The following is a 13001-nucleotide window of genomic DNA, read 5'->3' on the forward strand; positions in this document are numbered from 1 at the left end:
GACACGGACTTTTAGTAGTCGTCATCGTGAGTTGAGGCCCGTGGATGTGGTATGATAGGAATAACCTGAGATTCAAGCCCAACTCACCCTGTTTTTCATTCTGTAGATGACGGGGTAGGTGGATGAACCCGACGTGTGCGCTAGGCACAAGGATTCGGAGCCGACACGACGATTGGCGGGTACACAGGCAGGCACGTGGCCGTCCCCACCATGACAGTCACAAGCGCTCGTTGCATGTCATACCTCCCCTACTTTCGCTTGTACTCCGAGCAAATGGATGACGTGCGGTTCAGAAGAGATCCACGTAGGAAGCCTCTGCAACCGCTATTCAATCTGTCACACAGTCGATGATGGGCAGCAACCGTTACGCAAACGTTACATAGGCATTCACGACGAGGATAGCTTGCGTGTGAGAAAGGCGGGGAACCTTAGGTGAGCGGCCCTGCGATGAAAAACGTGCAGACTGACAAGCATCCGGTTTTCATATTGATTCCTGGCTTAGGAATGGACTGTACAGCCTACCACCAGCTCGTTCCTTTCTTATCTCCATATGGGCATCTCGTCCTGTACGATTTCCCAGGCCACGGAGGCCGTACACAATCGAAATGGCATCGCGACGTGGATTGGGGCTCTCTCATCAACGACGTCATTTGTCATCTGCGCAACCTCCATCAACCTCCGTATCACGTCGTTGGCCACGGGTTCGGCGGTACCATGGCCCTTCGGCTGGCCAAGTTGATGCCAGATTGGGTCTCCACATTGACCATTCTTTCACCTCACGCTTCTCATGGCACGCAAATGGGGACTGAATTCATTGAGGTTGTCAAGGAAATAGAGACAACTCACAGCCTCAGGCCCATGTGGGATACGCTCGCGCCCTTATTAGTGCGCAATCCTACTGCGGCCTATCTTGAGCGCATTCAACAAATGACGGACTCAGTAAATCCAGATATTTACGTACGCATGCTCAAACTCTCGTACCAAACCTCAAGCATGAAGGATTTTGTCGGTATTGAACCCCCAACGCTCATCATTCAGGGTGAACATGATCCCCTGACCGTCGTTGATCTTTCTGTCTTGGTGGTTAACGTTCCGAAGACCAAGCTGTGGACATGCCCAGACGCCGCAAATCTTGTGCACGTGGAACAGCCAAAAGCGGTCGCGCGTGAGATTGTCAAATTTGCATTGGGTCAAGAGGTCGATCGTAAATTTTCAGAAAACCATTCCGCCGTGAACCGATATCTTGTTCATAGAAGCGATGAGACAAAGAACATCTACGTCCAGTGTATCAACGAGTTCCATGTCACCGTCGATCACGACACCATTCGGCACGGTTGGGAAAAGCGCCAAGCGCAGGTACTCATGCTGTATCTAGCACTGCACAGGCGTGCTTCTCGAGATGAACTTTGCGAAGTCCTTTGGCCCTACGAGGACCCAGCCAAGTCAAGGCTCAGATTGCGCGTTTCACTTCACTACCTGCGCACGCTTCTTGGGAAGCACGAAGACATTCTTCACACCACAAAAGAGTACGTAGAATTGAGAGGGCGCGTCGTTTGTGACATCGCCGATTTCTTTGAAAAGCTGAAGATGCTTCGGGGAATGGAACCTGAAAACCGCAGAATTGCAGCAAAGAAGCTGTTGCGACAACTACCCCTTCAAATGATGAAGAACATGTACCACCCATTCGCCACGAGAATTCAGCAATTATTAGAATTTGAAATTGAGCATCTCATCGACTAGAAGTTCATAACTCGCGATTTCATCCTGACGGCCCATGCCTGTGCCTCAGCCGACAGACGCCTACCCGCGCATCCACCGCCTGACTTCTCCGTCCATCGCCGAGGTCACCTCGCCGCGGCTCTCCATCAAATCGAGGTGGCCCTGCACCTCGGACAGCCCGAGCATGACGACGGGGCCCTCCAACTTCGGGAAGAGGAAGCGGGTGATCTCCGCCACGGTCGTCGCGCCCTGAGCCAGTGCTTCTTGGATCTGTGCGCAGCGCGCCTCGTGCTCGGCGAAGCGCCTGTCGATGAGCGCCCGATGATCGGAAAACGGATCTCCGTGCCCCGGGTAGACCATCGTGAGATCCAGCGCGCGCGTGCGCTCCATCGATGCGCGGTAGTCGAGGAGCGGCTTCGGGCGAGGGGCGGACGGATCGACCGGCGGCTCGACAAACGCGTTCGCCGAGATGGTGGGCAGCAGGTGATCGCCCGCGATGGCGTGGCCAGCGGGATCCACCAAGAGGATATCGGTCCGGCTGTGGCCGGGGACGTACATCACCCGCCAGTCGCGGCCGCCCGCGCGAACCACGTCGCCGTCGCGAACGTAGACGACGTCGCGCCAATCGTGCTTCTGCATCCAGATGCGCGACTCCCAGCGGACGTCCGATCCGGCCTCGCGGGCAAACGCCGCGTAAAACGCGTCGAAGCGCCTGTGTTCTTCTTCGCCGAGCTCGACGATTCGGCGCGCCGCCTCGGAGACGACGATTCGCGCACCGGACGCCTGTTGCACGGCGGACACGCCGCCGATGTGGTCCAAGTGCATGTGCGTGACGACCACCTGCTCGATGTCCGCAAACCGCAACCCGTGCCGCGCGAGCCCGGCCTCGAGTTGCGTCAAAGACTTTGGAAACAGAAGCCCTGTGTCCACCAGCGTGAGCGGATCGCCCAAAATGAGGTACGCGTTCACGTGATCTTCGGGATACGGCGTTTCGATCCGCACCCGCTCAATGCCCGTCTGCATAGCCATCCCTCGGTTCGTCGTTGAAGTTCTCTCTCGAGGTTACCACACTTTGCCGGAGCGTGCGCAGGAATATTCAAACATGAAATCCCGTTTTGCCTGTGCAATCCGAGGCGCGGCCGGCGGGACAGGGGTAGGCGCTACCGCGCGCGCGAACGCGCCTCGAGCCATTGGCGGAGGAAAGCGGCGAGATGGTCCCAACTCGGAGCGCCGGGTGCGTCCGGCGCGAACCCGTACAGCTTTGCCTCGGCGGCGCGAAGCCAGGGACCGAACGCATCCGAAGCGCCGGCGCCATCGGCGAGCGGCCTCAGATGGCGCAACGTGGCGCTTGGAGGCAGGCCGAGCGCCGTGCGCGCCTCCTCCACAGCGCGCAGGAAAGCCTCGATCTCGCCCTGCTGCGCCGAGCGCGAGCGGCGCCGGCGGGATCGCCCGAGGGCGCCAAGCGCAAAGGCGGCGGCGACAGCGGCACCAAGCGCGACGCACGCCGCGAGTGTCCCTCGCCGGAACGTGGGCGACGATGCGCGGTGCTCGAGGTGCCACTCGGATGCCGGCGGGAGCTTCGCATGCGGGCTTCGCATCGGCGCCGCGACGGGCGCAAACGTCATGGAAAACCCGGGCGTCGGATCGAAGGGAATCCAGCCGTACTCCGGGAAAAAGACCTCGATCCACGCGTGCGCGTCGGCTTCGGAGACCACGTAGGTATGCGGCGCCACCTGGTTTTGCGCGCTCACGGCAAATCCCGTGACAAAGCGCGCGGGCACGCCGAGCGTGCGGAGCATCACGGCGGCGGCGCTCGCGAAGTTGTCGCAGTATCCGCGGTGCGTGTCCAAGAGAAACTGCGCGACGTAGTCTTGCCCTGGCTGCGGCGCGGGCACGTCCGACACGTCGTACGTTTCGTGAGCGACGAGATATTGGATGATGGCATTGACCATCCCGTACTCCGTTGCGGCGTGCGCCTGCGCCACGGTACGCGCCGCCAACTGCCTGACGCTCGCAGGCAACTCGGCGGGCAACTGCGTGTCGACCGCGCGGATGCTCTCCGGAATATCCCGTCGAACGGCATTGAACGGCGCCCTCAGGGAGGCGAGGCGCGCGTACGGATTCACCGGCACGTCCACCTGCACCTCATACGATTCGCCGGGACCAAGCGGCGCCACCTTGATGTTACCCTGCACCGTGTCGATGGCGAACTCGTTGCCGTAGAGCCCCGGCAGGCGCAGGACGCGATCGACCGCATACGGCGCGAGGAGGTCGGTGGTGTTCACGGCGCCTTTGACCGACACCAGGACGTCTATGGCGCGGTAGGGAAGATGCGCGAACGGAAGCCCGCTCGGCAGGGCCTGGCCGACAGCTGCCGCGGCGACGTCCGATCCGTCGAGCGGCACCGACATCCACCCCTGCCCCGTGTAGTCGGACAGCACCTGTCCACGCAGGTCGAGCGGCAAAGGCGCCCGCACCTCGAGGATCGGCTGTGGATCCGTGACAAGGGATCCGCCGAGATGGCTGTCGTCCAAGCTGTAGCCCGTGCGCGCAGGCGTTCTTGGCACGACGGACATGACCATCCGCGCCACGCCAGGAAGGAGGGGAGCCTTCGGTGCGATCACGGCGCACACCGCGCCGCAGAGCATGACGCCAGCGCCCACGCCCGCGGCGCGGCGCCAATCGGAAGCGGCGGAAAGCCTGGCCGTGGCCCCCTCCCGTCGGGCAAACGCGAAGAGCGCGAGCATGGTTCCGAGACAACTGAGCTCCAACGCCGCGCCTAGGGCTGGGTGCGTCAGCGAGACGGCCACGAGCCCAATCTGAGCCAAGCCGTTGTAGAGCAACCAGGTCAGCGGCCGCCGATACGCGTAGCGCACAAGCCCCATCGCGGCAAGCCCCGCCACGCTGAACGCGTACAGCCGCCAGGGCACGGCGCCGAGTCCCGCGATCCCGCCCGCGACGCGAGCCGTTTCGAATCCCGCGGGGATCTGAGCGAGGACAAGTGTGGCCCAAGCGACGCCGCGTGTCCAAACGCTCCTCGGCGCGGCGCCCAGGCACATGGCGAACCAAAACGCGGCCACTTCGAAAGCCTGGCGCCACTCGAAGTTCAACGCCACCGGCGCGAGCGCCGTCATCACCCACGCGAAACAGAGCAGGCTTCGGACCATCCGTCGAGCCGGCCGTTGGGCCATCCACTGTCCCCCCTTCCCCGTGAAGCCCGAGCGCCGGGCGGTTCTCACCTGCGCATCCCGACGCTGCCGTCCAATCCCGTCGCTCGGCCATCAGCCGCCGACACCACGAGCGCGCGGCCGCCTCGCGTGGGTTCCCGTCCTTGCCAAGTCCCCGCCGTGACATAGACGGCCGCGGGCCATTGTGGCACGTCTGCGCCTCGCGGGGCCGTGCCAGCGCACAGGTCGATCTCGGCCAGCGCAACCCCCGCCTCGTCCAACGTGCGGCACCGCCGCCACGCCGACCGGTGACCTTGGCCGGCGGGAATGACGCATTCCATCGGCAGGCCCCTGCGCCTCCCATAGACGAAGATCGACAGCACCACCGAAAGCGCGCGTTCCGCCGCGTGCGGCGGATCGCCCGGGCGGATCCACGGCACGATGCGCCACGGCCGGAGTCCCTCCGCCGCCATCTCTCGGGCGTACAAGTCTCCTGTTCTCAGCGATGTCGGCCAGTGCATGAGGCTCAGCCGCTCGCCCGGGCGATACGGCGCCACCCCACCCGTCGGCGCCAGCTCGGCCTCGCGCGCGGTCAAGCCTTGAGCCCGAATCCTTCGCTCGATCTCGCCCACCCACTCGTCGACGGGCACAAGCTTCGGGTACACCGCGATGGCGCGTTGGACCGGCAGGCGGCGTTCGACCGCAACGAGGCCGAATGCATCGGCCCATAAGAGCCGCACCGCGCTCAGCGCGTATCGCCCGCGGCGAAGTGAACAAGCCTCGAGTTCCACGCGGCAGCCCTCCCGCCGCTTGCGCCAGGCCACCGCGTTCACGGCGTCGCTCGGCTCGCGGTGGCCTTTCCACTCGAGCCACAGCTCTGCGCGCCGCTCCCATTTCCCCAACGCGCGCGCCCGAGTGGCGATCTCGACCGCGATGCGCACGCTCTCCCCCGCGAACGCGCGGGGCGGGAGCTCTGCGCGCGCGTTCGAGATGGCGATGGCGGCCGTGACGACCGACAGCTCGTACAGACAGAGCGCGTCCAGGGCGCCCCCCAGCGCCCGCAATCCCACCTGCCCCGTGCCGAGCGCGAGAGACGTCACGGCGGCACTCGCAAACAGGAGTGCCATCAAAATCCAGGGCCTGCGGACACGCGTGGTCATCGCCGGTCACCCAATTTGGGCGCGGGGATCTGATTCAAGACCTCTTCGAGGATGTCATCTGATGAATCTTCGATCCATGAGTCAGGGTTTGGACGAAGGCGATGCCGCCACACGGGCCGAGCGAGCAGGCGTACGTCGTCCGGGACGACGTACGTTCGCCCCCAGACGTAGGCGCGGGCCTTCGCCGCGCGGATCAGCGCGAGCAGCGCGCGCGGGCTCGGCCCCATCGGCGCGCGTGGATGGTCGCGAAGCGCACGGGCGAGAAGCACGGCGTAGCGGAGAATGGCCGGATCGACGTAGATCTGGTCCGCCTCGCGCTGCCACCGCAGGACGTCGGCCGCAGTCGCCACGGGCTGAAGGCGCGAGAGTTGGGCCTGTCCGCCGCCTGAAGCGAGCATGCGGATCTCGTCTTCCATGGATGGATACCCGAGCTCAACGCATATGAGGAAGCGATCCAGCTCCGACTCGGGCAAGGGATACGTGCCTTCGAACTGCCGGGGATTTTGCGTGGCGAGCACCCAAAAGGGCTGCGGAAGCGGATACCGCTGCGCGTCCAGCGTCACGGAGCCCTCCTCCATCGCCTCGAGAAAGGCGCTTTGCGCGCGCGGTGAGGCGCGATTCAGTTCGTCCACCAGCACCATTTCGCTGAAGATGGGCCCCTTGCGGACTTCCACGGCGCTCCGCTCCTTGTCGTACACCGCGTAGCCAAGGATGTCCGCCGGAAGAAGATCCGAGGTACACTGCACCCGGCTCAACGCGAGTCCAAGGAGGCGCGCGACGGCCATGGCAAGGGTCGTCTTGCCGACGCCTGGCACGTCTTCAATCAGGACATGGCCGCCCGCGACAAGCGCGCACAGGACGAGATCGACCGCGTCGTCGTGTCCGTACACGACGGATGAGATGGCGTCCCGCAGGCGCGCGAACGTCGGAGACATCGTTTCCAACTCTATCTTGGTCTGACGCGAAGCCAAGGTCCGAATCCCCATTCCCGTGTCATGTCTTCTTCCCGATTCTAGCAAACCGGCCGACCACCGCATAGCTCGCGCAAAGGGCCATATAGTGGATAGGGAAGAGACGTGCTTTCGATCCGGCCAACGGCATCATGCTTGGAAGGAGATGGGCAATTGAAAGCCCCCACCGCGCGCTTCCCCAGGGCCATCCGCATCGGAACCGCTTGGCTACCGCTCGCCGCTCGTCGCAATCCGCGTGGTCTTGTGATACGATCCATAGAGGAGACAGCGCCGAAGAGCTCGAGTCCACTGCATGAACTTCCACCGCAGCCAAAGCGTCTTTTTGCGCGGATGGAGCGGCCTCCGGACAGGCCGAAGCCCTTCGACCAAAGGAGGGAGACGCACGTGGCGAGGGACACCGAGGAGATCTCGCTGTCGGCCCTCAACCCTGAGCCTGTACCCCTGTACGGCAAGAAGCCCTTCCCCAAGAGCGCGAGCCGATGCAAGCGGTGCAAAATGCCGTCGGATCTTCAGTTTTGTGTGATGTGCCAGACGGAGTTTGTCACGCAGGCTCGGATGTGCTTTCAAGCCATTTTGGACGCGCTCGAGATTCAGCGCGATCCCAACCGGTCGTACGAGGAGAAGCGGGCCGCGTACAAGTCGGCGAAGCGCCGCTTGAAAGCCCTGCAGGAACTCAAGACGTACGGCGTGACGTTCGAGCAGACGAAGGCGTTTCGAAAAGCATTGCGCGCGCTGCGCGAGGCGCTGCGGGCGGAAAAAGCGGAGCAGCGGTTCGTGAGCCTCTCCTAGCACGGGCGATGACGAACCGCGAGCGGGCCTTGGCCTCTGAAGGTCCGCTCGGCTGCACCCCGTTCAAGCGACCAGCGGCGCTCGGAGGCTGAGCGTTTACAAACATTTCAGGCATTCGCGTCGATTGGCCCTCCCGGCAACGGCGGATCCACAAGCCCGCTCTCGTAGGCGTAGCGGATGAGCGCAGCGCGGGACGTCGTGCCCAGGCGGCGTGCGATGTGCTGACGGTGCGTCTCCACCGTTTTGACGCTGATGTGAAGGGCATCTGCAATCTCGCGATTCGTATACCCCTTCGCCAAGAGCACCAGCACCTCCGCCTCGCGCGGCGAAAGGCGGACATCGACGCGCCCACGGGCTTGCCTCTCGCACCCGGCTTCGCGCTCCACGTTCCAGCGGCGCGAGATGTAGGGGCAATCCGACCGCCCATGGTGAATGGCCTCCACGATTTCCTGCGCGTCGTCGTGCTTGAAGACGATGCCAGCGACTCCGGCGTCCAGCATCTTCTCGACGTGCAGCCGGTCGTCAAACATCGTCAACATGATGACCCGCACCCCAGGCGCGACCTGGCGGACATGGCGCGCCGTTGTAATCCCGTCGAGCCCCTGCGGCATGTGCACATCCATCAGCACCACGTCCGGGTGTTCTCGCGCGATGACCTTGAGTGCCTCCTCGCCGCTCGCGCACTCGCCCACCACGCGGATGCCGGCAATCCCGTTCAAAATCATCCGCAACCCCTGACGCACCAGCGCATGATCATCGACGATCACGACCCGAATCTCGGGCACGGCCTTCTCCCCCTCGGCTCAAACTGGCATCAACCTAGCGGATTGGATTGGGAAAAACCACTCGCACCACGGTGCCATGGCCAGGCTCACTGACCACCGTGAGATGTCCAGCCAAGGCAGAAGCTCGTTCGCGCATATTCTTCAAGCCGTAACCGGGCAGCGTGCGCATGTCCCGGGTGTCAAAGCCCTTTCCATCGTCGCGGATCTCGACCTCGCACCAATCGGCGCAGTGGAGCCGGATCTGAACTTCCCGCGCCGCGCCGTGCCGTGCGACACCGCGTTGTGAACCGCCTCCTGCACGATGCGGTACACGTGGATGGCTGCGCCGCCGAGATCGCCCGCAGGAAAGTCCTTGTTCATGCTCACTTCAATGCGGCAACCGCTCGTCGACATCTCTTCGGCGAGGAGGCGAATGGCGGCGCTGAGGCCGAGATCGAACAGGAGCGCTGGATACAAGCTGTGCGACAGCGCCCGCACCTCCTGCGAGCAGCGCTTGACCTGGGCGCGAAGATCGTCCAGCGCCCGGTGCAGGCGGCGCGGGGCCTGCCGCTTGAGATGCTCGATGCCGAGATCGACGGCGTAAAGGGACTGGCTCACGCCGTCGTGCAGCTCCTGCGAAATGCGCCTGCGCTCCTGCTCCTGCACTTCGAGCGTCATGCGGTTGAGCGTCGCTCGCAGTTCGAGCTCCTTCGCCTGCCGCTCGCGGGTGACGTCCCGGATGACGATGACCATGTCACGACTGGACTCGACGCCGTCAGCATGGAGAAAGGTGCGGCTCATGCCAACCGGCACAAAGCCGCCGCATTTCATGGGAAGTTCCGATTCGAAATACGACACGTCGGTCTGACTGGCGAGAAAACAGCGCTCTTCACCGTCGCCGACTTGGCGCTCTTGGCAAAAGCGGCAGTACGGAATCCAGTCTCCTAATTCCCACCCGGTGATCCGCGTCGCAGAGGGGTTGATGAACACGATGATGCGGTCGCTGTCCATCACGATAATCCCGTCGTTCAGCGCATTGAACAGGCGCCTCAGCCGTTCGGCGCTGTCACGTCCTGGGCTGACAGCCATGTCCACCACCCCACCGGCGTTTCCCTCACCATAACGCATCACGGCTCGACAGGAAAGCCCTTTGCCCGCCAGGCGGTGTAACCACCAACCATGTTGCGCACATCCGCGATGCCGTGCGCCTGCAACACACTTGCGGCGATGGCGGAACGCCCGCCCGTCCGGCAATACACATAGACGGGTTGATCCCGCGGCACGTCGTGGATGCGAGCGGCGAGTTTGGAGAGCGGTATGTGGTGGGCCTGCGGCAGGTGCCCTGCCTCCCATTCGTCTGGATTACGGACGTCCAGCAGCCAGACACCTCGCGTGTCGAGCGCGCCACGCACCTCCTCGGGCGACACGTTCGCATAAGACGCGACATCGTCCGGGGCAGCGCGCTCGACGGCGGCCGGATCGGCCCAGTCCACCGGGCCGTCGATGCCGATAGACCGAAGCGCGCGGGTCACGTCGGGGACCACCCCGTCCGCAGCGAGCAGGTGGATGGGCTGGTCGGCGTTCAGCAGCCATCCTGCCCATGTCACGAACGACTTGTTCCAGGGGATGTTGATGCTTCCAACGATGTGAGCGTTGGCAAATCGGTCTGCCGGTCTCACATCCAGCACCACGCCGCCTTCTCGCCACGCGCGAAGCCTCTCCGGCGTCAGGTCCACCCGTTCGGGCACGCCGAGTTCCGCGAGCAGGCGGGGACCGTTCTTATTGACCTGCTTCATGCGGGCGAAGTAGACCGGGGCCTCCGGTTGACCGGCGAGGAGGGCCTGGACGAACGCGTCCTCGTCCTTGTGCTGAAGGGCCCAGTTCACCAGCTTCTCGTAGCCGACCGTGGACGACGGGACGGCACCGAGCGCCTTTCCGCACGCGCTGCCCGCGCCGTGGGCCGGCAGGACCTGGACGTGATCGGGGAGCGCCTCAAATCTGCGCAGAGACTGAAACATCTGGCGGGCGAGCGCCTCCGAACTGCCTCGCTCACCTGCCACGCGCTCGAGAAGGTCGGGACGCCCGACGTCGCCCACAAACACGAAATCTCCGGAAAAGAGCGCCATGGGCACATCTGGCGAGGTCTTTCCGTCATACAAAAGGTACGAGACGTGTTCCGGCGTGTGACCTGGCGTGTGCATCACGACAAGCTTCACGTGGCCGAAGTGAAGCTCGTCGCCGTCCTTCAACAGGCGGTGAGGATACGACCGGACGTACTCGGACTTCCACTCTGGCGGTCCTTCGTCGGACACGCAGATGGCCGCACCGGCCCGCTCCGCCAGCTCCCTCGCGCCGGAGACGAAGTCGGCGTGGATGTGGGTTTCCAGCGCGGCTACGATACGCAGTCCCTCTCGCTTCGCAGTCACCAGGTAAGGCTCGATGTCGCGGGCGGGATCGATCACGCACGCCTCCCCCGTTTCCTGACAGCCAACCAGGTAGGAGGCGTGCGCCAACCCCTCATCGTAAAAGCGGCGAAGGTACATGTCACCCATCCTCTCTTGTGTTTGGATACCCGGCGCGATGGCGCCAAGGGTTCACAGGTTGCTCAACGTCGATGCGTCATCCCGCTCCTGAGCGGCCTGCAAAAAGGCCTTCGCGTAGCGCAGGCCCTTCTGCACGACCGGTTCCTTCAACAGGCGAATGAGCGACCAGACGGTCACGGGCGTTCGGTCCTGTTCCGCCATCCGTCCGGCCTCTTGCGCGATGGCGCGCACCTCCTGCAGCCTTCGCTGCATCGTCTCCCATTCGGATGTCAGGCTCGTGACGAGGTATTCGACGGACGCACGGTCCTCGAACACGGCTTTGGCAAACTCGGCCAACTGCAGGAGAGGCCGCATGAGGGCGACGAGGGTCGGCAGCGCGTTCAGGAGGTCGACGATCGCGACGAGGGTGTCGCGATCGACGCGCAACGGGATCTCCTCAGACGCCGACTCCATGAGATAGCGCATGGATTCCCGGTCCTGCACCAGCTCCCGTCCAAACGAAATCGCGGCGGGCAAATCGCCAAGTGCCTCGTCCCACTCGGCCAAGCGCTCGATCACGCGCACAAACTTCGCCTGAAAGTCGGGATCGCCGAGGGCTCGCTTGGCTGCGTCGACCTCCATGGTATGATGGTTTGCCATGATCTCACCCCCCAGAGCCTACATCAGGCCCTTGAGCATGCCGTCCCAGTATAAAATCGGCAAGAACGACTTCTTGAGCACGTACATACTGAACCGCTCCTGTCCCTGATCAAACGGGAACGTCTCCTCCGGCTCATGGCTGTAGTCGAACTCGGCGAGAATCAGTCGGCCGTAGCCCGTGACCAGCGGGCAGGAGGTGTAACCGTGGTACTCGGCCTCGATGGGCCGATCTTTCAAGTAGGCCGTCAGGTTGTTGACCAAAACAGGCACCTGCTTGCGAATGGCCGCGCCCGTCTTTGACGTGGGAAGGCCCGAACAGTCACCAAGGCTGAAGACGTTCGGAAAACGGACGTGTTGCAACGTGAATTTGTCCACGTCGACCCACCCGGCTTCGTTGGCCAGCGCACTCCGCTTGATGACGTCCGGCGCACTCATGGGCGGTACTACGTGCAACAGATCGAACTCGAGAGCCATGGTCTGGCCCGTGTCGAGGTTCTCGAACACGGCGACCTTGTCGTCCGCCCTCACCTCGATGAGGCGATGCTTGAAGTGCAGCTGAATCTGTTTGCGTTCGACGACTTTCATGAGCGCATCGGCGTACTTCTTCACGCTGAAGATGGTGGGCGTTCCGGTCACGAAGTGAAGCTGCGCTTTGTGGCGGATTCCTTTTTTCCTCAGGTAATCGTCCGCGAGATACGCGATTTTCTGCGGCGCACCTCCGCATTTGATGGGCGTCTCCGGCATGGTGAACACGGCGTTGCCGCCGCGGAAGTTTTGCAGCGCGCTCCAGGTCGTTTGGACATATTCGTAGGTGTAGTTGCTACAGATCCCGTTGCGGCCGATGTTGCCCTCGAGTCCTTTGATCTTGTGCCAGTCCATTTGGATCCCCAAAGCGACCACGAGTGCGTCGTAGGCCACGGTGTCTCCAGAAGCGAGTTCCACTTCGCCCCGCTCGGGGTGGAACGCGACCACGGCATCGCGAATCCATACCGCACCCGGCGGGATGAGCGATTCTTCGTCCCGCACCGTGGCCTCTCGCGGCGCCGCACCCGCGCCCACGAGCGTCCATAGCGGTTGGTAGTAGTGCTTATCGGCAGGTTCAATGATGGCCACCTGGCCTCGCCATCTCGGGTGCTCTCGCAGCAGCCGAGCCGCTGTGGAGATGCCAGCTGTTCCGCCGCCCGCAATGACGATGGGATAGCGCATGAGGCTCCCTCCTCTTGTGAAAGCCTTTTCATCCTCAAGCCTA

Annotated in this window: 12 protein-coding genes; 2 read left to right on the forward strand and 10 right to left on the reverse strand. The window is 63.3% G+C overall.

What is annotated here, in order from left to right; genetic code table 11:
* Nucleotides 1–447: 447 nt before the first annotated feature.
* A complete protein-coding gene (locus AS26_RS01780; RefSeq protein WP_157068426.1) occupies nucleotides 448–1740 on the forward strand; it encodes an alpha/beta hydrolase in 1293 nt (430 codons plus the stop codon).
* A 60-nt stretch (nucleotides 1741–1800) separates the two neighbouring features.
* Here the strand turns inward: AS26_RS01780 and AS26_RS01785 are convergent, their stop codons facing one another.
* The 4 genes from AS26_RS01785 to AS26_RS01800 form a co-directional block, all read right to left on the reverse strand.
* Complete coding sequence (locus AS26_RS01785) at nucleotides 1801–2742, reverse strand: MBL fold metallo-hydrolase (protein WP_062305649.1); 942 nt, start codon at nucleotides 2740–2742, stop codon at nucleotides 1801–1803.
* Nucleotides 2743–2879: 137 nt separating this feature from the next.
* Complete coding sequence (locus AS26_RS01790) at nucleotides 2880–4910, reverse strand: transglutaminase TgpA family protein (RefSeq protein ID WP_062305650.1); 2031 nt, start codon at nucleotides 4908–4910, stop codon at nucleotides 2880–2882.
* A gap of 44 nt (nucleotides 4911–4954) precedes the next feature.
* Nucleotides 4955–6046: a DUF58 domain-containing protein gene (locus AS26_RS01795; RefSeq protein ID WP_062305652.1), complete on the reverse strand. Its 1092-nt coding sequence runs from the start codon at nucleotides 6044–6046 to the stop codon at nucleotides 4955–4957.
* Nucleotides 6043–6981 (reverse strand): AAA family ATPase, encoded by a 939-nt coding sequence (locus AS26_RS01800; protein WP_245629554.1) that lies wholly within the window; start codon nucleotides 6979–6981, stop codon nucleotides 6043–6045. The genes AS26_RS01795 and AS26_RS01800 overlap by 4 nt, the downstream gene beginning before the upstream one ends.
* Nucleotides 6982–7401: 420 nt before the next feature.
* Here AS26_RS01800 and AS26_RS01805 point away from each other — a divergent pair, with 420 nt between their 5' ends.
* Nucleotides 7402–7806 carry a hypothetical protein gene (locus AS26_RS01805; protein WP_062305655.1) on the forward strand — a complete coding sequence of 135 codons (405 nt, stop codon included), beginning with the start codon at nucleotides 7402–7404 and terminating at the stop codon, nucleotides 7804–7806.
* Nucleotides 7807–7913: 107 nt separating this feature from the next.
* Here the strand turns inward: AS26_RS01805 and AS26_RS01810 are convergent, their stop codons facing one another.
* From AS26_RS01810 to AS26_RS01830, 6 genes are read right to left on the reverse strand one after another with little or no spacing between them, the layout of a single operon-like run.
* On the reverse strand, nucleotides 7914–8591 hold the full coding sequence (locus tag AS26_RS01810) for a response regulator transcription factor (protein ID WP_157068427.1): 678 nt from the start codon (nucleotides 8589–8591) through the stop codon (nucleotides 7914–7916).
* 34 nt (nucleotides 8592–8625) lie between these two features.
* Nucleotides 8626–8832 (reverse strand): sensor histidine kinase, encoded by a 207-nt coding sequence (locus AS26_RS14580; RefSeq protein ID WP_306303044.1) that lies wholly within the window; start codon nucleotides 8830–8832, stop codon nucleotides 8626–8628.
* A complete protein-coding gene (locus AS26_RS01815; RefSeq protein WP_245629555.1) occupies nucleotides 8733–9659 on the reverse strand; it encodes a PAS domain-containing sensor histidine kinase in 927 nt (308 codons plus the stop codon). The genes AS26_RS14580 and AS26_RS01815 overlap by 100 nt, the downstream gene beginning before the upstream one ends.
* 38 nt (nucleotides 9660–9697) lie before the next feature.
* On the reverse strand, nucleotides 9698–11113 hold the full coding sequence (locus AS26_RS01820) for an MBL fold metallo-hydrolase (RefSeq protein ID WP_062305657.1): 1416 nt from the start codon (nucleotides 11111–11113) through the stop codon (nucleotides 9698–9700).
* A gap of 51 nt (nucleotides 11114–11164) precedes the next feature.
* A complete protein-coding gene (locus AS26_RS01825) occupies nucleotides 11165–11752 on the reverse strand; it encodes a helical membrane plugin domain-containing protein (RefSeq protein ID WP_062305658.1) in 588 nt (195 codons plus the stop codon).
* 18 nt (nucleotides 11753–11770) lie between these two features.
* Nucleotides 11771–12958: an NAD(P)/FAD-dependent oxidoreductase gene (locus AS26_RS01830; RefSeq protein WP_062305659.1), complete on the reverse strand. Its 1188-nt coding sequence runs from the start codon at nucleotides 12956–12958 to the stop codon at nucleotides 11771–11773.
* Nucleotides 12959–13001: the final 43 nt, after the last annotated feature.

The sequence above is a fragment of the Alicyclobacillus sendaiensis NBRC 100866 genome (assembly GCF_001552675.1).
Lineage (GTDB): Bacteria > Bacillota > Bacilli > Alicyclobacillales > Alicyclobacillaceae > Alicyclobacillus > Alicyclobacillus sendaiensis.